Below are 20,162 nucleotides of genomic sequence, written 5' to 3' on the forward strand. Positions count from 1 at the left end.
TTGACCTGTTCTGCAAGTAAATTAGATGTAAAAAGACTAATGACTCTAGCTGACTTGGTTGACGGTTGGGGGTGGGGAAAAGGTAAGCTCTGTTCGTGATCCGACGTTTGATTCGCAAGTTATCCGCCATCCCGGAATCGCCCCAGCGCATCGCCCTGGCGTTTGCAGCGGGGGTTTTTCTGGGAGTGATGCCCGGGGTGGGCCCGGCCGCCGCGCTTCTGGTTGCATTTCTTTTTCATCTCAGCAAAGTCGCCACAGTGCTGGGTGTCCTGGCGACCAACAGCTGGACTACAGCACTTCTCTATACCCTGAGCTACCGGTTCGGCCTTTGGTCCGGGCAACTTGAAAAACCCCTTGAGTGGCGACTGGTGCTCTCCTTTGAAGAAGGTTGGCACGAAGAACTGGCGCGTGTCGCCCCAACGGTGATTTTCGGGGGCATGCTGGCGGCCCTGGTGCTGGCGGGGGTGTCCTATCTGGTAGCCCGCGTGGCGGTGACTCATTACAAAGAGATCCGGCTCCACCGTCAGAAGTAAGCGAGCGCCACGCTCGAAGGAGTAATATCTATTCATGATAAGGTCCATAATTCGTCATCCCCGGCGGTCGCTGGCCGCGCTCTGGCTGGCCAATCATTCTCTGAACATGATGAGTATGATCGGGATCCTTCTCTTGATGGGTATCGTGAAGAAAAACTCGATTCTGCTGGTCGACTTTACCAACGCCCGCCGGCTCGCCGGGCTGAAGACGCACGAGGCGCTTTTAGAAGCCTGCCCTCTGCGCCTGCGGCCCATCCTGATGACGTCGCTCGCCATTATCGCCGGAGCCATTCCCAGCGCGCTGACGCTGGGCCCGGGATCCGAACTCCGCGCTCCGATGGGAACAGCGGTTATCGGCGGAACCCTGGTGTCAACGCTGCTGACCCTCTTCGTTGTTCCATGCGCCTACAGTCTCATGGCCCGTTTCGAATCCAAGCTCAAGGGAGCGCACATGGCCGAGGTGATGCAAACCCTCGGCGAATCCCCGAAATAATCATTGTGGGCGCACAGCGGTGCGCCCCTACAAATCCAACGTTACCCAACCGATAGGTACCGCACCCGAATGGACCGTCATTCCGGATCATTTTTGTGCGATACGGTTCGTTCATGCCATGTGAGCTGTATGACCACCCTGGTGTCAGTCACCGGGGAAGCTGATCTAATTCAATCCGCAGGACGTGTCGTTTTTGTTGAGGTATGTATCTTTGACCTGATTTACGAAATTCAATTCATCCGGCGCAATCCCTCTTTTGGATTTACTTAAACCGGGTCCACCTCGAGCAACTCGATCGAAACCCTTCTACAGATAAGCTGAAATCATTGCCCTCAGTCGGTGACTGTCACCAAGGTGTTAAAGATTATTCTCCAGTATCCTGCGTCATGCCGCGGCGGCCGCCGCCCATGCCCTGGCGTCCCTGAACGGGCGTGGCGCCATGGGCCTTGAGTAGAGCAATAATCTCGGAGTTCTGTCTGGACATGGCCATCATCATGGGCGTAACACCCTTATCCGTCTGTGCATTGGCATCCGCCCCATGCTCGAGAAGTATTTTTGCAGTCTCAATATGGCCGGGTTTTCGTCCTTTAAACGAAGCAAAATGCAAAGGGGTCGAGCCGTTTTTGGTCCGCGCGTCAACGGTGAACCCACGAGCAATGAGTATTTTGGCGGCCTCTGGCTGCGCCTGAGAAGCGGCGACATGCAAAGGGGTGCCTTCATTGTCATTCCGGACGTCGACCTTGACGTGATACTCATCAAGGAGCACTTTCATGGCCGCTATCTGTCCTCTGCCGACGGTCCAATGCAAGGGGGTCTTCCCCACTTCATCCTTGGAGTATAAGAGCGCCGGATCCTTATCGAGAAGACTTTTTAGTTTGACGATGTCGCCGCTTTTGGCGGCCTCGTGAATCTCTCCCGCAAAGACGGGTAGCGTCAGGAAACACATCGCCGCGAATAAACATAATAGTCCTGAGATTTTCTTGATCATAAATATCCTTTCAGTTTAGAAGGTTGCAGAAACAACACTTTTATAGAAAATTAGGTTAAGAATTCATACAGAATAAACACCCTGGTGTCAGTCACCGAGTCCAATGATCAAATTCAATTTGCATGGGCGTGTCGTTTTTGTTGAGGTGTGTATTTCTGTCCCGATTTACGAAGCCTAATCCATTCGGCGCACTTCCTTCTGAGATTCATATAAACCGGGTCCACTTTGAGTAACTCAATCGAAACCCCTCTGCCAACAAGCTAAAGTCACTGCCCCTGCTCGGTGACTGTCACCAAGGTGTAAAAGGGCGGTTGACAGTCGACGAACGCTACTGTAGAATCTTGTCCATGGTCCTCGATACAGAACACTCCCAGGAACGCCGGCTCCTCAAACGCGTCACCATCAAGCTTCCCGTCAAAGTCGAAGGCATCGGCATTACGCCTTTTACTTGCGAGACGCTGAATCTGCATGAGCAGGGCATGGCCGCCACCTCCACCACCTTTTTGACGGAGGGAACGAAAGTCTCGGTGACCATCGCTTTTCCCCGCTCCGCAATTACCATCGATGCCATGGTGGCCTGGTCAACGGCCTTGAATATCATGGCGCTCAAACCGACGCGCTGCGCCCTTGGATTCAAGTTCGGCCACACGTCTTCCAAGGACATCTCCGCGATCAAGCGGTTTGTCCGCAATCACCGCGATTAATCGGCTCTCCCATTCTTTCCGTTTAGCTGTTTCGGTTGTTGCCCTGGCAGGGTGCCATCGTGCGCCTGAGCCGGCGGATGCCCCTGTCGTGACCTTCCTTTGCTACCACACCTTTGACAGCGCCAAACCCTCTCCTTACACGGTGGACAGCCGGCAGTTTGAGGAGCAAATGCGTTTTCTGGCGGTTCAGCACATTCCGGTGATCCCGTTGTCCGATTATCTCTCGCATTTAGAGCATCAGACGCCGCTCCCGCCCCGATCGGTCGTGATCACGATGGACGATGGTTATCGCGCGGTCCGCACAAAAGCCTGGCCGGTGCTCAAACGGCATGGTTTTCCTTTCACGTTGTTTGTCTACCCGCAGGCGATCGGTCGGCATGCGTCGGCCTTGACGTGGCCGGAACTCCGCAGGATGTCCCGGGCCGGAGTGGATATTCAGAGCCATTCGCTGACGCATCCGTTGTTGACGCATCCTCCCCAGGCCATGAGTCCCGAGGAGTATCGCGACTGGGTGGATAACGAGTTGCGCCAATCGAAGGAGGAGATCGAAACGCAGCTCCATAAGCCGGTCACGGCATTGGCCTATCCTTTTGGCGGCTATGATGAGTTTATCGTCGAGCGGGTCCGTGCGGCGGGATATCGAATGGCGCTCACCTGCGACGACGGAGATGTGAGCCGCCGCTCGGACCCCTGGCACCTCCACCGCCGGCTGGTTTACCGGCGGAACAGCGTCAAACGCTATGTGAAGTTCTTTATGGGAAAACCGCTGGTCCTGGCAGATCTTTCTCCGCGCGATGGCGAACGGATTAGAGGGCCGGTTCGCGAGATTCAAGCGCGTGTCGTCAATGTAAAAGAAATTCTCCCGGAAACGGCCAAAATCATTGTTGATAAACTGGGAAATAGCCCTCAGCCGGCTCCGATCGATGCCAAAACAGGCCAACTGCGCTTCCCTCTTCCAGTAGAGACCAAGCGCGGCTACTATTTTGTTAGTCTAATGGCCAGGGATCGCGCTTCCCCTGATCTTTGGAGAGAGACATCGTGGCTTTTTATCATTAGTAGAAACACATCTAAAAATAGATGATATCAATATAGTTGATCGAATAGGTCATATATGGTAGGCTAGGGCTATCCAATGATGCAAGTAAGCTCAAAAACGGAATACGGGATTCGCTGTCTGCTCCATCTGGCCAAGCAGGGGGAAAAGGCTGTTTCCATTTCTCAAATTGCTGCGCAGGAGCAGATCCCACGGCATTTTGCTCACCAGATTTTTCTTCAACTGCGGCGCGCGGGAATCGTGAAAAGCCTTCGCGGCACGCAAGGCGGCTTCGCCCTGGCTTCCGAGCCTTCGAAAATCTCTGTTGGGTCAATTGTCCGCCTCTTGGAAGGGGTTCCGCTTCAGGACACCTGCGACCACTTTAACCGGCGCACATCCTGCGGCCATCTGGGGGGCTGCAGCATCCGTCCGATTTGGCAATCGATCAGCCAACGGTTGTGGGAGGCGCTGGACCGGATCAATCTCCAGCATCTGTTGACCGATGAAAAAAGCGTCGGGCATACCCTGGCGGTCGAACTTCCCATATTGACGGCTCCGATTGTGACCATCGTCCCGCCTCCGACCTTATAAGGAGTTGATTATGTTTGATTCCAATGTGATCCGCCGAGATTTCCCCATCCTGCAGCGGGAGGTGCATGGGAAGCCGCTGGTTTATCTCGATAATGCGGCCACCACGCAGAAACCCCTCTCCGTCATTGAAGCGGAGTCGGCGTACTACCGCCAAAGCAATGCCAATATTCATCGCGGGATTCACACCCTCAGCGAAGAAGCCACGGCTCAGTATGAAGCGGTTCGTGAGAAAGTGGCCAAATTGATCGGTTCCGGGACACCGGAATGCGTTATTTTTACCCGCAACGCCACCGAGGCCATCAATCTGGTGTCTTACAGCTGGGCCCGTAAGAATCTGAAAGAAGGGGATGAGATTCTATTAACGACGGTGGAACATCATTCCAACCTGATTCCCTGGCAGATGGCGGCAGAAGCAACAGGAGCCAAACTTCGTTTTATCCCATTAACGCCAGGAGGCGAACTGGATTTAACCTCTTTGGACACTCTTTTGAACAAAAAGACGAAGCTGGTGGCGATGACCCAAATGTCCAACGTTCTGGGGACGATCATGCCGGTGCGTGAAATCGCCAAAAAGGCGCATCGGCATGGCGCCAAAATCCTTGTCGATGGGGCTCAGTCGGTGCCGCACATGCCGGTCAAAGTGTCGGATCTTCTGTGCGATTTTCTGGTTTTTTCCGCTCACAAAATGCTGGGGCCTACCGGCATCGGCGTTCTGTGGGGAAAACCGGATTTGCTTCAGGCCATGGATCCTTTTTTAGGCGGTGGTGACATGATCCTGGAAGTCTGGCTGGACCGGGCCACCTGGAACGAGCTGCCCTGGAAATTCGAAGCCGGAACCCCGAATATCGCCGGGGTGATGGCTTTTGGCGCGGCCATCGATTATCTGAACAAGCTAGGCATGGACGCCATTCGTCAGCATGAGAAAGAGCTGACCGCTTACGCCTTGGAACAGCTCAAGACCATTCCTCAGATTAAGATCTATGGCCCCCTCGATGTGGAAAAACGCGGCGGGGTGATTTCGTTCAACTTCGGGGATGTCCATCCGCATGATATCGGCACACTCCTCGACCAGGAGGGAGTGGCCATCCGCGCCGGACATCACTGTTGCCAGCCGCTCATGCGCGACTATGACATCAGCGGGACCGCCCGTGCCAGTTTCTACATTTACAACACCCGCGAGGATGTTGATGTGCTGGTGAAAGCGCTGGGCAAGGCGGCCACCCTTTTTGCGAACGTTTCAGCCTGAGGGTCGTTCGATGATGAAAGAAAAAACCATCTCCGTCTGGGTGGGAGGCGCGGCAGGCGATGGGATCGCTTCCGTGGGCGAATCCCTGGCGAAGATCTTCGCCCGTAACGGCCTGCAGGTTTACGCCTACAACAGCTATCAATCCGTGATCCGCGGCGGGCACGTCTGGTGGCAGATGACCGCGGGAGCGGAGAAAGTCTACACTCAGTCGGAAACGTGCCACCTGTTGATCGCGCTCAATCAGGAGTCGATCGACCGGCACGCGGACCGGGTCGACAAAAGCGGCGGCATTCTCTTCAATTCGGACCGCCTGCAGGTGCGGGCGGAGCACTTGCGCAACGGGGCGCAGTCGTTCGGGCTTCCCGTCGCCAAACTGGCCAAGCTTCCCATCGTGCAGAACACCGTGGCCACCGGCGCTTTTGTTTATCTGACGGATCTCCCTCTGGAATCGTACGAAAAGGCTCTCCGGGAACGCTTCGCCAAAAAGAAGGCGGATGTGGTGCAGGCCAATATTGACGCGGCGCGAGCCGGTTACGCCTACGCCAAAGAGAATTGGAAATCGCTGGGCCTTGGCTTGGAGCTTTCCAATCAGCAGCGTCTGGTGATGACGGGGAATCAGGCGATCGCCGTCGGGGCTCTGGCCGCCAACTGCCGGTTTTATTCCGCTTATCCGATGACACCGGCGTCCAGTATCATGCATTTTCTGGCATCCCACGGCCCGGCGAACGGCCTTTGCTTCAAACAGTGTGAAGACGAAATCGCGGCCATCAATATGGCGATCGGCGCCAGCCAGACCGGGGCGCGCGCGATGACGGGCACATCGGGGGGCGGATTTTCGCTGATGACGGAAGCGGTGGGGCTGGCGGGCATGCTGGAGACGCCGGTGGTCATTGCCAATGTCCAGCGTGGAGGGCCTTCGACGGGTCTGCCCACCAAAACCGAACAAGGCGATCTCTTCCAGGTTCTGGGGGCCAGTCAGGGGGAGTATCCCCGCATTATTCTGGCTCCGCATACGATCCCGGATGCGTTCCGCGTGACAACGGAAGCGTTTAACCTGGCCGACAAATACCAGTGCCCGGTCCTCCTGATTTCCGATTTATTGCTTTCCGAACACACGGAGACGGTGGAGTCGCTCGATCTCAAGATCCGGTTCGACCGCGGCGAGACCCTCACCGAATGGAAGGGCGACGGGTACCTGCGGTACCGGGACACTCCGAGCGGTATTTCGCCTCGCGTGCTGCCCGGGACCCCCGGTGTGCTTTATGTCAGCGCGAGCGACGAACACAATGAAAAAGGTGACGTGATCTCGGACGTCTTCACGGATCCGTTGACCCGGAAGAAAATGGTTGAGAAGCGCATGCGGAAGATGGTTCTGGCGAAACAGGAGCTGGCCAAGCTCTTTCCGGTCGCGCTCGAAGGGCCGGCGGCTGCCGATGTGACGCTCGTTGGCTGGGGGTCCACCTACAATGTGATTCAAGCGCTGATCCGGCGTCTGGAAGAGGACGGAATCAAGGCCAATGTTCTGATGATCAAGGTCGTGGCGCCTTTCTTGTCAGAGGGTGTCACTTCGGTTCTGTCCAAGTGCAAGCGCCTGGTCATGATTGAGAATAACTTTTCCTCGCAGATGGCCCGGTTGATCCGTATGGAGACCGGGATCCACATCACGGATCGCATTTTGAAATATGACGGCGAACCCTTTCTGCTGAGTGACGTGTATGAGCCGCTTAAGAAAATACTGGGGAAATCCAATGGCTGAGACGGTCACTTTTAAATCGGACGTTAAACCGGATTGGTGCCCCGGGTGCGGGGATTACGGCGTCCTGAGCGCACTCGAGAAGGCCTGCGCCGACCTCCATCTGGATCCCAAAGATATTATGGTGGTCTCCGGGATCGGATGCTCCTCCAACTTGCCCGGTTTCTTTCGTTCCTACGGGATGCATACGCTGCATGGCCGCGGGGTAGCAGTGGCCAACGGGGTGAAGCTGGGAAACCACGATTTGACGGTGATCGCGGTGGGGGGTGACGGGGATGGCTATGGGATCGGCGTCGGCCACTTTATCCATTCGCTGCGCCGCAATCTGGATATCACGTACATCGTCATGGACAATCAAATTTATGGGCTGACGACCGGACAGACGTCGCCGACCACGGAAATGAGCGTCAAAACCAAGTCCGCGCCGGAGGGAAACATCGAGCAACCGGTTAACCCGATCGCGCTGGCCCTGGCCGGCGGCGCGTCGTTCGTGGCCCGCGGATTCTCCGGCGAGCCGGCCCAGCTGGCGGAGTTGTACAAAAAGGCGATCACCCATAAAGGGTTTGCGCTGGTGGATGTGTTCAGCCCGTGCGTGACCTTTAACAAGATCAACACCTATCCGTGGTTCAAGGAGCGCGTTTATAAATTGGAAGACGAAAAACACGACGTGACGAATTTTGAAACGGCGATGAAGAAAGTGCAGGAATGGGGGCCTCGGATCCCCCTCGGCGTCTTTTATGCCAAAGAGCGGCCGACCTATGAAACCATGGAGCCGGCGCTCCGGAACGGCCCCCTGGCCAAACAGCCCTTCAAACCGTTGGACCCCGCAATCTTGCTGGAATTCGTGTAAAATTTATTACAGGAACAAACCGGATGATTACATTGACGGCTGAAGCTGTTTTGGAAATTAAGCGGTTGCTGGCACAGGAAAACAAACCGGAGTTGTGTCTTCGGATCGGCCTGCGCGGTGACGGCGGCTGCGGGGGGGCTCATCAGCTCGGTTTTGATACCGCGCGTCCGGAGGATACGGCCCAGGACGTCGAAGGGATCAAAATCCTGATCGATCCCCGAAGTGCGCTGTATCTGGATGGGGCCCGCTTGGAGTATGTCGATTCTCCGCAGGGACGGGGATTCATGTTTCAGTCCGCCAAGCCGTTGCCGTGCCCCGGCGCGGATTCATTTGAAGTCTAAAGAGGATTGGCATGATTAGTGAACAGGATGTTCTGAATGCGTTGAGCAAAGTCCAGGAACCGGAACTTCATCAGGATCTGGCGGCGCTCCATATGATCCGTGACATTGCGATCGACGGAGATCATGTTCGGTTCACCATCATGCTAACGACGCCCGCCTGCCCGCTCAAAGGCCGGATCGAAGAGGAAGCGCGCCAGGCTGTCCTGGCTCTCCCAGGGGTGAAGGATGTTCAGATCAAACTGGATGCCGAGGTGAACAAGGACGCGCGGCTTGTGGAGAATAAGGTCCTTCCGGCGGGCATCAAAAATGTTATCGCCGTGGCCAGCGGCAAGGGCGGGGTCGGCAAAAGTACGACGGCGGTCAATCTGGCGGTGGCCCTGCAGCGCGACGGCGCCAAAGTGGGATTATTGGACGCGGATATCTACGGTCCAAATATCCCCATGATGATGGGAATCGCGGAAAGCGAGCGGCCTGTGGTAACGGCCGATCAGCGCATGACTCCCCTGGAAGGGCATGGGGTGAAAGTCATTTCCATCGGTTTTCTGGTGGACAAAGACAAAGCCCTGATCTGGCGGGGGCCCATGCTCAATGGGGTCATTCGCCAGTTTCTGATGAGCGTGGAGTGGGGGGATCTCGATTACCTGGTCGTGGACCTGCCGCCGGGGACCGGGGATGCGTCCTTGACGCTCGTGCAGAGCGTGCCGCTGACCGGTGTGGTCATCGTGACAACGCCGCAGCAGGTGGCGCTGTCGGACGTGCGCCGTTCCATCGCCATGTTCAATGAGGTCCGCGTGCCGATTTTGGGGATTATTGAAAATATGAGCGGACTGGAGTGTCCGCACTGCCGGCACGCCATCCAGCTTTTTGAAGGGCACGGAGGAGAGGCCTTGAGCCGGGAGTTCGACATTCCTCTGGTCGGCCAGATCCCGTTTGATCCGGCGGTGGGAGAAACGGGCGATCACGGGGTTCCGGTGGTGATCGCGAAGCCGGAGTCCGTGCAGGCCAAGGTGTTTCAGAAGGCCGCCGAACTCGTGGCCGCGCGAATCAGCGTTTTTCAGAGAGAGGTTTTATGACGCAACGTGAGTCAGCCCGACAGGGACAAATTACCCCCGAGATGAAGCGGGTGGCGGAGAAGGAACACGTGACGCCGGAACTGATTCGCGACGAGCTCGCGGCCGGCCGGCTGATCATCCCGGCGAACGTGAACCATCTGGCGCACCGGCTCGATCCCATCGGCATCGGGATCGCGGTGAGCTGCAAAATCAACGCCAATATCGGGAACTCTGCGACCACGTCCAATGTCGAGCAGGAGCTGGAAAAACTCCACCTGGCGGTTCATTACGGCTCCGATACGGTGATGGATCTTTCGACCGGCGGGGATCTCGACCAGATCCGCACCGCCATGATTCAGGCCAGCACCGTTCCCATCGGAACCGTTCCCATCTATGAAGCGCTGAAACAGGTGGACAAAATCGAAGACCTTTCCTGGCTGCTCCTGCGCGACGTCCTTGAAAAACAGGCCAAACAGGGGGTCGATTACTTTACGATCCACGCCGGTCTGCGCCAGGCGCATATCCCCTTGACCCGGAACCGGATTACCGGGATTGTCAGCCGCGGTGGGGCCATCCTGGCGGAGTGGTGTCTGGTCCATAATGAAGAGAATTTCCTGTATACCCACTTTGACGAGATGTCCGAGATCCTGCGCGCCTATGACGTCAGCTACAGCCTGGGCGATGGCCTGCGTCCGGGTTGCTTGTCGGACGCGTCGGATACCGCGCAGTTCGCGGAGCTCGATACGCTGGGCGACTTAACGCAACGGGCCTGGAAGTCGGGTGTTCAAGTCATGGTGGAAGGCCCAGGCCATGTTCCCATGCATCAGGTGGCGATGAACGTGGAACGCCAGCAGAAGGTGTGCCAGGGCGCGCCCTTTTATGTGCTGGGGCCGCTCGTGACGGATATCGCTCCAGGTTATGACCATATCACCTCAGCGATCGGCGCAGCGCTGGCCGGGTGGGCAGGGGCTTCGCTCTTGTGCTATGTGACGCCGGCCGAACATTTGTCCCTGCCGAACATGGAAGACGTCCGCCAGGGTGTGATCGCTTATAAAATAGCGGCGCACGCGGCCGATATCGCGAGGCAGCGGGTCGGCGCGCGGGACCGCGATGACGAGTTGTCCCGGGCCCGTTTCAATTTTGACTGGAACCGTCAGTTTGCCTTGTCCATGGATCCGGAAGCCGCGCGGGCCAAGCACGATTCCACGCTGCCTCAGGAGAATTTTAAAGAGACGCCCTACTGTTCGATGTGCGGCCCGAAGTTCTGCGCGATGAAAATCACCCAGGATGTCCGCTGCCTCGAAGCCAAAAAACTGACGGAAACTCCCGCTGTCCGGTGACTTCAATGCCGATGACTCCTGCTGAGACCTTGCGAGATCGTATCCAGACGCTCAAAAAAGAGCGCCGCGCTGTTATTCTGGCGCACAACTACCAGCTCCCGGAAGTCCAGGACATCGCCGACTATGTTGGGGATTCGCTGGGGCTTTCCCAGCAGGCGGCCAAGACGCCGGCGGACGTCATTGTTTTCTGCGGGGTGCACTTCATGGCGGAAACCGCCAGCATCCTCTCCCCGGAGAAGACCATCCTGCTCCCGGATCTGGAAGCCGGTTGTTCGATGGCCGACATGATTACCGCTGAAGCTCTTCGAAAATGGAAAGCCGAACACCCCAGGGCGGTCGTGGTATCCTATGTGAATACGACGGCCGCGGTGAAGGCGGAAAGCGATTACTGCTGTACATCCTCGAATGCGGTGAAGGTGGTAGAATCAATTCCGGCGGACCGGGAGATCCTGTTTGTCCCGGATATGTATCTGGGCCGGTATGTTCGAGAGAAAACAGGCCGGACGATTCACACCTGGCCGGGGTACTGCGGAGTTCATTCCAGTATCACCCCCTCACAGGTGCTTCAGGCCAAACAAGCGCATCCGCAGGCGGAATTTCTGATTCATCCCGAGTGCGGATGCACGACGCCCCAGATGATGCAGGCGGATCAGATCCTGTCGACGGAAGGAATGATGAACCGCCCGGCGGTGTCACCGGCTAAAGAGTTTATCGTGGTCACGGAAACCGGAATCCTGCACCGGATGCGAAAGCAGTACCCTGACCGGAAATTCATCCCGATTTCCGAAGACGCGATCTGCGGCTACATGAAGCATATCTCGTTAGAAAAAGTACTATGGTCGTTGGAAGAAATGAAGTTCGAGGTGAAGGTCCCGGTTGAAATCGCGGCGCGAGCCAAACAGGCCATCGACCGCATGATGACGGTGGTATAAACCTATGAAAATTACCGTTTCGAATTGGAAAAACTGGAAAGACTCCAGCGCTACGCTGGCGGTTCTGGCTTTTCAGGAAGAGACGCCCAGACTGCTGGGGCTTGGGAAAGAGGCTTCGTCCATTGCGTTGCTCGCTAAAGCGGACGGCTTCAAGGCCAAGGAACGTGAAACGTTCCTCCTTCATCCCGTGGGTTCTCTGCCCGCCGCACGAGTCCTGCTGATCGGGCTCGGGAAGAAGACGGATTTCAATAACGAGGTGTTGCGGCAGACGGTGCCCCAGGTCCTTCGCCGGGTGGAAGACCTCGGACTCAAGCAGATCGCGCTTCGCGCCCCGCAAGTGTCGCGCACTCCCAAAGGGATGGACGCCGAACTTCAGACGATTGCCGAAGGGTTGTGGCTGGCGTCGTATCGTTTTGATAAGCATCGCAAGGTGGAAGAGCCGCCGGTCCCCGTCGAAGACGTGACCTTGTGGCTGGACAGCACCAATGCCGTTGCTCAAAAGGCGGTGGAACGCGGTCGTCTCTATGCGCAGGCTACGATGCGGGCGCGCGATTTGATTAATGAGCCGCCCAGCCGGATGAACCCGGAGCGTCTGGCCGAAGAAGCTTTGTTGCTGAACAAAGCGCCGGTTTCCGTTCGCGTCTTTGATAAGAAGGAACTTGAGAAAATGGGAATGGGCGCACTCCTCGGGGTCGGTGCCGGCGGAGCGGTTCCTCCGCGGCTGGTCGAGATGATTTACAAGCCGGCGAAGAAAGCGCGGAAAATTGTGGCGCTTGTCGGCAAAGGGATTACCTTTGATTCCGGCGGTCTGTCCTTGAAGCCGGCGCAGTCCATGGAAACCATGAAGGATGACATGTCCGGAGCGGCTGCGGTGCTCGGTGTGTTCAATGCTTTGGCGGAACTCAAACCATCGGTGGAGGTTCGCGGCTACCTGGCGCTGGCCGAAAATATGCCGGGCGGACGGGCGCTGAAGCCGGGCGATGTCCTGAAAACGCATAAGGGAAAGACCATCGAAGTGCTCAATACCGACGCGGAAGGGCGTCTTGTGCTGGCGGACGCGCTGTCGTATGCCAGCGCACAGAAACCGGACATCCTGATCGATATCGCGACCCTGACCGGTGCTTGCACGGTCGCCCTGGGTCATCGGATCTCCGCGATCATGACCGAAACCCCTGCTTTGGCGCGTTCACTGGCTTCCGCAGGCACGGCCGCCGGCGAGAAGTTCTGGGAACTGCCGCTTGAGAAGGAATACAAGAAGGATATTAAAAGCAAAATCGCGGATGTGAAAAACATCGGCTCGCGGCGCGGGGAAGCCGGGACGATTATCGGCGGCCTCTTCCTGCAGGAGTTTGTTGAGTGTCCCTCATGGGCGCACATCGATATCGCGGGCCCTTCGTGGACCGATAGCGATCAGCCGTATTGCCCGACCGGAGGCACCGGCCATCCGGTGCGGACGTTGCTGCACTATTTAGAAAATATCTAATACCAAAATTAGAAAGGAAATGACCATGACCGAAATGACAGGCGCTCAAATCGTGTGCGAAGTCCTCAAACGCGAGGGCGTCGAGGTTGTATTCGGTATCCCTGGGGGATCGAATCTCCCGCTCAACGATGCGTTGGGCTTGTCGGGACTTCGTTTTGTGTTGACCCGTCATGAGCAGGGGGCTTCCCATATGGCGGATGGTTATGCCCGTGCCACCGGCAAAGTGGGGGTGTGTTTTGCGACGTCCGGTCCGGGGGCGACGAACTTGGTGACGGGACTCGCCACGGCCAATATGGATTCCATCCCGATGGTCGCGATTACAGGCCAGGTCCGCACGGACGTCATCGGTTCGGATGCCTTTCAGGAGGCCGATATCACCGGCATCACCCGGCCGATTACCAAGCACAACTTTCTGGTCAAGGACGTCCGGCACCTGCGCCGGGCGCTGCAGGAAGCGTTCCTGATCGCCCGCACGGGCCGTCCAGGTCCCGTGCTCGTGGATATTCCGGCGGACATTCAGCGCGCCAAGACTGAGTTTGACTGGGAAGACAAAATCGAAATCCGCTCGTATAAGCCGACAACGAAAGGACACGCCCTTCAGATCCAGAAAGCGGTGGAGCTGATCAAAGGCGCCAAGCGGCCCCTGCTGTATATCGGAGGCGGTATCCTCCGTGCGGCCGCGTGGGACGAGCTGTTCGCTTTGGCGGAGAAAGCCCACATCCCGGTGACGTGGACGCTGATGGCCAACGGCGCTTTTCCGCCGGACCACGTGCTGGCTATGGGCCCGTTGGGGATGCACGGCAAGTACAGCACGAACATCGCGATGCAGAAGTGCGACCTGCTGATCGCCGCGGGTTCGCGCTTTGATGACCGGGTGACGGGGAAGCTGGATGCTTTTTCGCCTCACTCCAAGAAGATTCATATTGATATCGATCCGTCGAACATTTCCAAAACCGTGTATGCCCATTGCCCGGTGGTCGGAGATCTTAAGAACGTCCTGGGCGAAATTGCCGGAGCCGTCCCGAAACTGGACCACAGCGAATGGTTGAAGGAAATCCAGGCGTTGGACAAACAAAATCCGTTGTCGTACAAGCAGGACGGAAACGGGATTCGTCCCCAATACCTGATTCAGGAGATTCACCGGTTGACCAAAGGGGAAGCCATCGTGGCCACCGGGGTCGGCCAGCATCAGATGTGGGCCATGCAGTGGTATCCCTGCGCCAAGCCGCGCCACTTCCTGTCGTCCGGCGGGTTGGGAACGATGGGGTATGGGTTCCCGGCGGCGCTCGGCGCGAAGTTCGCTTGTCCGGACCAGACGGTGGTTTGTATCGAGGGAGACGGCTCCTTCCAGATGACCGCTTGTGAATTGACGACCTCCACTTTGGAGAAGCAGCCGGTCCTGGTGCTGGTCCTCAATAATTATTTCCTGGGAATGGTCCGTCAATGGCAGGAGCTTTTCTACGAGAAGCGCTTCGCGGCGACCTGCCTAGTGACCCCGGGAGGGAAGGTCAAGCTGGAAGACTTTCCGGATCAGTCGAAGGTTCCATATATCCCGGATTTCATTAAACTCGCGGAAGCGCACGGAGCCATCGGGATGCGGATTACGACCAAGGATCAGGTGACACCCGCCCTGGAGCAGGCGCTGAAGGACGTGAAGCACCGCACGGTGGTCATGGATATCGTCATTGATCCGCTCGAGAAGGTTTTCCCGATGGTGCCGGTCGGCAAAAGCCTGGACGACATTATCATCGACATGGCATAACACCCTGGTGACAGTCACCGAAAATAAATGTTGTTTTCCGCTTGTCTGTGGAAGGTGTTTTGATTGTGTTAAGTAAAATGGACCTAATTCCAGAAGAAGACAATGCGGAAAGTTGGTCGAAAATGTTATGAGCAAGAAAAATGATTTGTCTAATATGATGAATTTAAGTGTCAGTTTCGGTGACTGTCACCAGGGTGTTTTGTGATGGAAAACGTTTACGACATCGTTATCGTCGGAGCCGGGCCGGGCGGACTGACAGCCGGTCTGTATGGCTCCCGAGCCAAACTGAAAGTGGTTATTCTGGAAAAAGAGCTGCCGGGCGGCCAGATCAATAAAACGGGGATTATCGAGGATTACCCGGGTTTCATCAGCATCGATGCCCGGGAGCTGGCCCAGAAAATGACGGATCATGCCAAGGCGTTCGGAGCGGAAATCCGTTCCATAACCGCCAGCGCTGTGCGTAAAAGCAACGATCTTTTCCATGTGGAAACGCCGGAAGGCGTTCTGAAGGGCAAAAGCGTGATTCTGGCCACCGGCGGCAGCCCCAACGCGCTCGGCTGCAAAGGGGAAAAAGAATTCCTGAACAAGGGTGTCAGCTACTGCGCCATCTGCGACGGCCCGCTGCCGATTTTCCGGAACAAGCCGATGGTGGTGATCGGCGGCGGCGACTCCGCTGTCGAAGAGGGCCTTTACCTGACGAAATTCGCCTCCCGCGTTTTTCTGGTCCACCGCCGCAACGAACTTCGCGCGTCCCAGATCGTGCAGGCCTGCGCCAAAGCGGATCCCAAAATGGAGCTGGTGCTGGAGTCTGTTGTGGAGGAAATCGGGGGCAAGGATCTGGTCGAGTGGGTCAAAATCAAGAACGTCAAGACGAATCAATCCCGGACGATTCCGGCCGCCGGTGTGTTTATTTACGTCGGGTTTTCGCCGAATAACGGCATCGTCAAAGATCCGGTCCGGAAAGACGGCCAGGGATATCTCCTCACCAATCCAAACATGGAAACCTCGATTCCCGGGCTTTTTGCGATCGGGGATGTCCGCCAGCAGCTGACCCGGCAAATCACCACCGCTGTCGGGGATGGGACCACCGCCGCGGTGGCGGCGGAAAAGTTTATCCAGGGGATTTTGAAACGGTGAAAGATATTCTGGTTCGCATCGGCGGCGACGGCGGCGAAGGCATCATCAGCAGCGGTGATCTGCTCACCATGGCGCTGGCCCGCTCCAATTATGAAGTTTTCACGTTCCGCACGTTTCCGGCGGAGATTAAGGGCGGGCCCGCGATGTTCCAGGTCCGCTTCGGAGACCAGACCATCCTGTCTCAAGGCCATCAGGCCGATATCCTCGTCACGCTGAACGAAGAAGCTTTTCGATTGCACCACGCCGCCCTGAAGCCGGACGGTCTGCTGGTGTATGAGCCGGCGCATTACAAACCGGAAGGATCCTTCGAAGCGTACGCGGTGCCGCTGGACGAGATCGCTTCGCACGGCGTGAAATCCGCGATCACGAAAAACATGGTAGCGCTGGGGGTTGTGGCCCGGGTCCTGGACCTGTCCTTCGAGACGCTCGAGCAGCTGATCCGCGAACGTTTTGGTAAAAAAGGCGATGCGGTGGTCGCTAAAAATCTGGAAGCGTTGAAAGCCGGCTCCGAATTTGTCGCGCAGCACCCCGTCAAGAAACAGCTGCCCGTTTTCGCTCCTCTGGAGTCCTCCCATAAGCATGTCGTCATGTCAGGGAATGAGGCGCTCACCGTAGGAGCCATTTCAGCCGGGTGCCGCTACTTCGGCGGTTACCCGATCACCCCGGCTTCCGATATCCTTGAATTGATGGAACGGGAATTGCCGAAGTTCGGCGGCGCGGTGGTCCAGACGGAGGATGAGATCGCCGCGATCGCCTCGGTCATCGGCGCTTCATTCGCCGGCAAAAAGGCGATGACCGCCACCTCCGGCCCCGGCCTGGCGCTGATGGTGGAGGAGCTGGGGCTGGCGACGATGGCCGAGATCCCCTGCGTGGTGGTGGATGCCCAGCGCGGCGGGCCCAGCACCGGGTTGCCGACCAAGATGGAACAGGGGGATCTGAACCTGGCGGTTTACGGCGCGCACGGTGACGCCCCACGGATCGTCCTGGCCCCCGGTGACGTCGAAGAGTGCCTTTATTACATGATTCAGGCGTTCAATCTGGCGGAAAAATACCAGACGCCCGTCATTTTTCTCACCGATCAATCCCTGGCGCACCGGACCCAGACGTATGTGTGGCCTGACTTCAGCCGGGTGCCGGTGATCAACCGGCTCCTGCCGTCGGAAGCGGAGCTGAAGGAGTATGACCGCTACAAAATCACGCCGGACGGGATTTCGCCGATGGCGATTCCCGGGATGAAAGGCGGTTGTTACGCGGCGACAGGCCTGGAGCACACGGAAGAGGGATTCCCGAGTTTCGTGCCGAAAACCCATACGATCATGTCGGCCAAGCGCGCCCAGAAAATCGAAGAAGTTTCCCGGGAGAAAGGTTTCACGGCCCGCTTCGGGGAGAAACAGGCGAAAATCGGCGTGATCGGGTGGGGGTCGACGCAAGGCGCCATTCGTGAAGCGGTGGAAATGGCCATTCAGCAGGGCCTGTCGGTGGCGCAGCTGCAGCTGAAGATGGTTTACCCGCTTCCGGAAGCCGACCTCCTGGAGTTCCTCCAGTCCGTGGAGCAGGTCCTGATCGCGGAACTCAACTATATGGGGCAGTTGAATCAGCTTTTCCAGTCCAAATTTCTCATCCCGACACAAACACTGACCAAGTGCGAGGGACTGCCCTTTTTTGCGGAGGAGATCCTGGCTAAATTGAAAGAAATGAGCGGCAGCGCCAAAGCAGCGGCCCAGGGAGAACGTCTTGCCACGCACAACCGCTGAATATAAGTCCGAGGTGAAGCCGACCTGGTGTCCCGGGTGCGGGGATTTCGCGGTTCTCAACGCCCTCTACCAGGCGTTGGCGGCGCTGGATCTGGATCCGAAGAACGTGGTGGTTGTCTCCGGGATCGGTTGTTCCGGGCGGTTACCCATTTTTGTAAACTCCTACGGATTTCACGGGGTACACGGGCGGGTGTTGCCGACGGCTATGGGCGTTAAGATCGGCAATCCCAAACTGACGGTGATCGCGGTGGGAGGGGACGGCGACGGGCTGGCCATCGGCGGCGGGCACTTTCCGCATGCGGCGCGGCGCAACATCGATATCACGTACATCATGCTCGACAACAATATTTATGGTTTGACGAAAGGCCAGGCTTCCCCGACCACCCTGCAGAGCTTTCAGGGGAAATCGAGCCCCTACGGCGTGGCGGAAGAAAACCTGAATCCCATCGCGCTGGCCCTGGCCTACGACGTGTCCTTTGTCGCGCGCGGCTATGCGGGCCAGATCAAACATTTGACGGATCTGATGATTGAAGGCATTAATCACAAGGGCTTTTCGTTTATCCATGCCCTGTCGCCTTGCGTGGTTTTCAATGACACCTACCCCTATTACGGAAAGAAAGTGACCCCCATCGCTCCTTACGAAAATCCCTCCAACAAAATGCGCGCCCTTGAACTGTGGCAGGATAAACATCACATTTTTCTGGGGACTTTTTATAAGGATGAGACGCGGCAGACGTTTAATGAACGGATCCGCGACATTATCGGGCAGTTTCCCCGGGATGATGAAAAATACTTCAAAGAACTTCTAAACAGGTACGCCTAATGAGAACTTTATCCATCCGTTTTATGCGGTGCATGATCCTGATGTTTTTGGCCGGGTTGCTGCCGGCCCGCCCGGCCGTCGCGGCTTCCGACCGAGCCGTCATTATCCTGGCTCAGGGAGGATCTCCCCTGTGGACCCGCGCGGTCAAACGGGTGGTGAAAGCGGCCAAACTCCCCTGTCCCCACGTGATCTTCTTCGGCCTGGGCGACACGATGGTGGAGCGGACGGAACTTCAGGAAGACGTCCTCGCGATGGAGGGAAAAGGCGCCCACACGATCATCGTGGTCCCGCTCCTCGTCTCCCCGTTTTCCAAGGCGGCCCGGCAGTGGAAGTATCTTTTTGGTGTGGATGTTCAACCCGGATTCATCAATATCCCGCTTTTCCCTCTGGAGAAACATGCGACCATCCAGTTCTCCGATCCGCTGAATGACTCGGCGGCGGCGATGGAGATCCTTCTCGACAGGGCCCATGAAATCAGTTCTCAGCCCGCCAAGGAGTCGGTGGTGATTGTGGCCAATGGACCGAATGATGAGTCGGATAACCGGCGCTGGGGCCGTATCCTGCAAAGTCTTTCGGAAGGGGTCCAGAAACGCGGCGGATACGCGACGGTGGAAGGAGTGACCCTGCGCGAGGATGCCCCTTCAGTGATTCGACGCCAATCGATCCAGGCCCTGCGCGATCGGGTCGAGGCGATTGACCGTGAAGGGCGGCAGACGCTGATCGTGCTCAATACGCTGACCAGCGACGGCCTTGAGAATCGGGTGGATCTGGAGCTGCGGGGCCTTAATTTTGCGCTCAATACCAAGGCGCTCATGCCTGATTCCAGGCTTTCCGAATGGATCCGGAGCCAGGTGCCCTGATGACCGGGTATTTCCGATCGGTCTGGGCGAACTCCGTCAACCTGTTGAAAGGATTGGCGCTGACCTTCCGTTATCTGTTTGAGCGGAAAGTCACCCTCCAGTATCCGAAGGAAAAGGCCGCCCTCCCGGAGCGGTTCCGGGGGATGCTGACCTTTCATATTGAGGAATGCATCGCCTGCGATTTGTGCGTGCGGGCATGCCCTTCCGCCTGCATTTCACTGAAGAGCGAACGCAACGCAGCAGGCAAAAAGATCATCCAGACCTACACCATCGATTTTGGCAAGTGTAACTGGTGTCGTCTCTGTGAAGAAGCCTGTCCCACCAACCCCAAATCCGTTCATCACACCCTGGAGTACGAGCGGATGTTTCATTCGCGGGATGATTTCAAGATCACTTGGAACAAAGTTTAGGTAGGCTAGGGGACGCTGTTTAGTTTTGTAGTTGTTTGTCGCGTACGTCTTCGATCCGTTTGAGCATCACTAAGTCC

The 20,162-nt window shown here is 57.1% G+C and carries 20 protein-coding genes; 19 read left to right on the forward strand and 1 reads right to left on the reverse strand.

Features of this window, described 5'->3' with window-relative positions; translation table 11 throughout:
• Window positions 1–95: 95 nt before the first annotated feature.
• Both WC859_00255 and WC859_00260 read left to right on the forward strand, forming a co-directional pair.
• Window positions 96–533 (forward strand): DUF2062 domain-containing protein, encoded by a 438-nt coding sequence (locus WC859_00255; GenBank protein MFA5974582.1) that lies wholly within the window; start codon window positions 96–98, stop codon window positions 531–533.
• 34 nt (window positions 534–567) lie between these two features.
• Window positions 568–1,026, forward strand: coding sequence for an efflux RND transporter permease subunit (locus WC859_00260; protein MFA5974583.1), 459 nt, complete (start codon window positions 568–570; stop codon window positions 1,024–1,026).
• Between the two features lie 364 nt (window positions 1,027–1,390).
• On the opposite strand, the gene WC859_00265 is transcribed toward WC859_00260, so the two are convergent.
• The gene (locus WC859_00265; GenBank protein MFA5974584.1) at window positions 1,391–2,014 is read right to left on the reverse strand and encodes an ankyrin repeat domain-containing protein; all 624 of its coding nucleotides are present in this window, start codon (window positions 2,012–2,014) and stop codon (window positions 1,391–1,393) included.
• A 347-nt stretch (window positions 2,015–2,361) separates the two neighbouring features.
• Here WC859_00265 and WC859_00270 point away from each other — a divergent pair, with 347 nt between their 5' ends.
• The 17 genes from WC859_00270 (at window position 2,362) to WC859_00350 (ending at window position 20,085) form a co-directional block, all read left to right on the forward strand.
• Complete coding sequence (locus WC859_00270) at window positions 2,362–2,718, forward strand: PilZ domain-containing protein (GenBank protein MFA5974585.1); 357 nt, start codon at window positions 2,362–2,364, stop codon at window positions 2,716–2,718.
• Window positions 2,696–3,799 (forward strand): polysaccharide deacetylase family protein, encoded by a 1,104-nt coding sequence (locus WC859_00275; protein ID MFA5974586.1) that lies wholly within the window; start codon window positions 2,696–2,698, stop codon window positions 3,797–3,799. The genes WC859_00270 and WC859_00275 overlap by 23 nt, the downstream gene beginning before the upstream one ends.
• Before the next feature lie 51 nt (window positions 3,800–3,850).
• Window positions 3,851–4,342 (forward strand): Rrf2 family transcriptional regulator, encoded by a 492-nt coding sequence (locus WC859_00280; protein MFA5974587.1) that lies wholly within the window; start codon window positions 3,851–3,853, stop codon window positions 4,340–4,342.
• A 10-nt stretch (window positions 4,343–4,352) separates the two neighbouring features.
• A complete protein-coding gene (locus WC859_00285) occupies window positions 4,353–5,588 on the forward strand; it encodes a cysteine desulfurase (protein ID MFA5974588.1) in 1,236 nt (411 codons plus the stop codon).
• A 10-nt stretch (window positions 5,589–5,598) separates the two neighbouring features.
• Entirely contained in the window at window positions 5,599–7,344 is a 1,746-nt protein-coding gene (locus WC859_00290) for a 2-oxoacid:acceptor oxidoreductase subunit alpha (protein ID MFA5974589.1), read from the forward strand.
• The gene (locus tag WC859_00295; protein ID MFA5974590.1) at window positions 7,337–8,191 is read left to right on the forward strand and encodes a thiamine pyrophosphate-dependent enzyme; all 855 of its coding nucleotides are present in this window, start codon (window positions 7,337–7,339) and stop codon (window positions 8,189–8,191) included. The genes WC859_00290 and WC859_00295 overlap by 8 nt, the downstream gene beginning before the upstream one ends.
• Window positions 8,192–8,214: 23 nt before the next feature.
• A complete protein-coding gene (locus WC859_00300; GenBank protein MFA5974591.1) occupies window positions 8,215–8,532 on the forward strand; it encodes an iron-sulfur cluster assembly accessory protein in 318 nt (105 codons plus the stop codon).
• 11 nt (window positions 8,533–8,543) lie between these two features.
• A complete protein-coding gene (locus WC859_00305; GenBank protein ID MFA5974592.1) occupies window positions 8,544–9,605 on the forward strand; it encodes an Mrp/NBP35 family ATP-binding protein in 1,062 nt (353 codons plus the stop codon).
• Window positions 9,602–10,924: a phosphomethylpyrimidine synthase ThiC gene (thiC, locus tag WC859_00310; protein MFA5974593.1), complete on the forward strand. Its 1,323-nt coding sequence runs from the start codon at window positions 9,602–9,604 to the stop codon at window positions 10,922–10,924. The genes WC859_00305 and thiC overlap by 4 nt, the downstream gene beginning before the upstream one ends.
• An 11-nt stretch (window positions 10,925–10,935) precedes the next feature.
• Window positions 10,936–11,856 carry a quinolinate synthase NadA gene (gene nadA / locus WC859_00315; GenBank protein MFA5974594.1) on the forward strand — a complete coding sequence of 307 codons (921 nt, stop codon included), beginning with the start codon at window positions 10,936–10,938 and terminating at the stop codon, window positions 11,854–11,856.
• 4 nt (window positions 11,857–11,860) lie between these two features.
• The gene (locus tag WC859_00320) at window positions 11,861–13,339 is read left to right on the forward strand and encodes a leucyl aminopeptidase (GenBank protein MFA5974595.1); all 1,479 of its coding nucleotides are present in this window, start codon (window positions 11,861–11,863) and stop codon (window positions 13,337–13,339) included.
• 25 nt (window positions 13,340–13,364) lie between these two features.
• Complete coding sequence (gene ilvB, locus WC859_00325; protein ID MFA5974596.1) at window positions 13,365–15,101, forward strand: biosynthetic-type acetolactate synthase large subunit; 1,737 nt, start codon at window positions 13,365–13,367, stop codon at window positions 15,099–15,101.
• A 204-nt stretch (window positions 15,102–15,305) separates the two neighbouring features.
• Window positions 15,306–16,238, forward strand: coding sequence for a thioredoxin-disulfide reductase (trxB, locus tag WC859_00330; protein MFA5974597.1), 933 nt, complete (start codon window positions 15,306–15,308; stop codon window positions 16,236–16,238).
• Entirely contained in the window at window positions 16,235–17,992 is a 1,758-nt protein-coding gene (locus tag WC859_00335; protein MFA5974598.1) for a 2-oxoacid:acceptor oxidoreductase subunit alpha, read from the forward strand. Before trxB ends, WC859_00335 begins: the two co-directional genes overlap by 4 nt.
• 13 nt (window positions 17,993–18,005) lie before the next feature.
• On the forward strand, window positions 18,006–18,815 hold the full coding sequence (locus WC859_00340) for a 2-oxoacid:ferredoxin oxidoreductase subunit beta (protein MFA5974599.1): 810 nt from the start codon (window positions 18,006–18,008) through the stop codon (window positions 18,813–18,815).
• Window positions 18,815–19,675 carry a hypothetical protein gene (locus tag WC859_00345; protein ID MFA5974600.1) on the forward strand — a complete coding sequence of 287 codons (861 nt, stop codon included), beginning with the start codon at window positions 18,815–18,817 and terminating at the stop codon, window positions 19,673–19,675. The genes WC859_00340 and WC859_00345 overlap by 1 nt, the downstream gene beginning before the upstream one ends.
• Window positions 19,651–20,085, forward strand: a complete 435-nt coding sequence (locus WC859_00350; protein MFA5974601.1) for an NADH-quinone oxidoreductase subunit I — start codon at window positions 19,651–19,653, stop codon at window positions 20,083–20,085. The genes WC859_00345 and WC859_00350 overlap by 25 nt, the downstream gene beginning before the upstream one ends.
• Window positions 20,086–20,162 lie beyond the last annotated feature (77 nt).

It is taken from the genome of Elusimicrobiota bacterium (assembly GCA_041660185.1).
Taxonomy (GTDB): domain Bacteria; phylum Elusimicrobiota; class Elusimicrobia; order 2-01-FULL-59-12; family 2-01-FULL-59-12; genus JBAZWU01.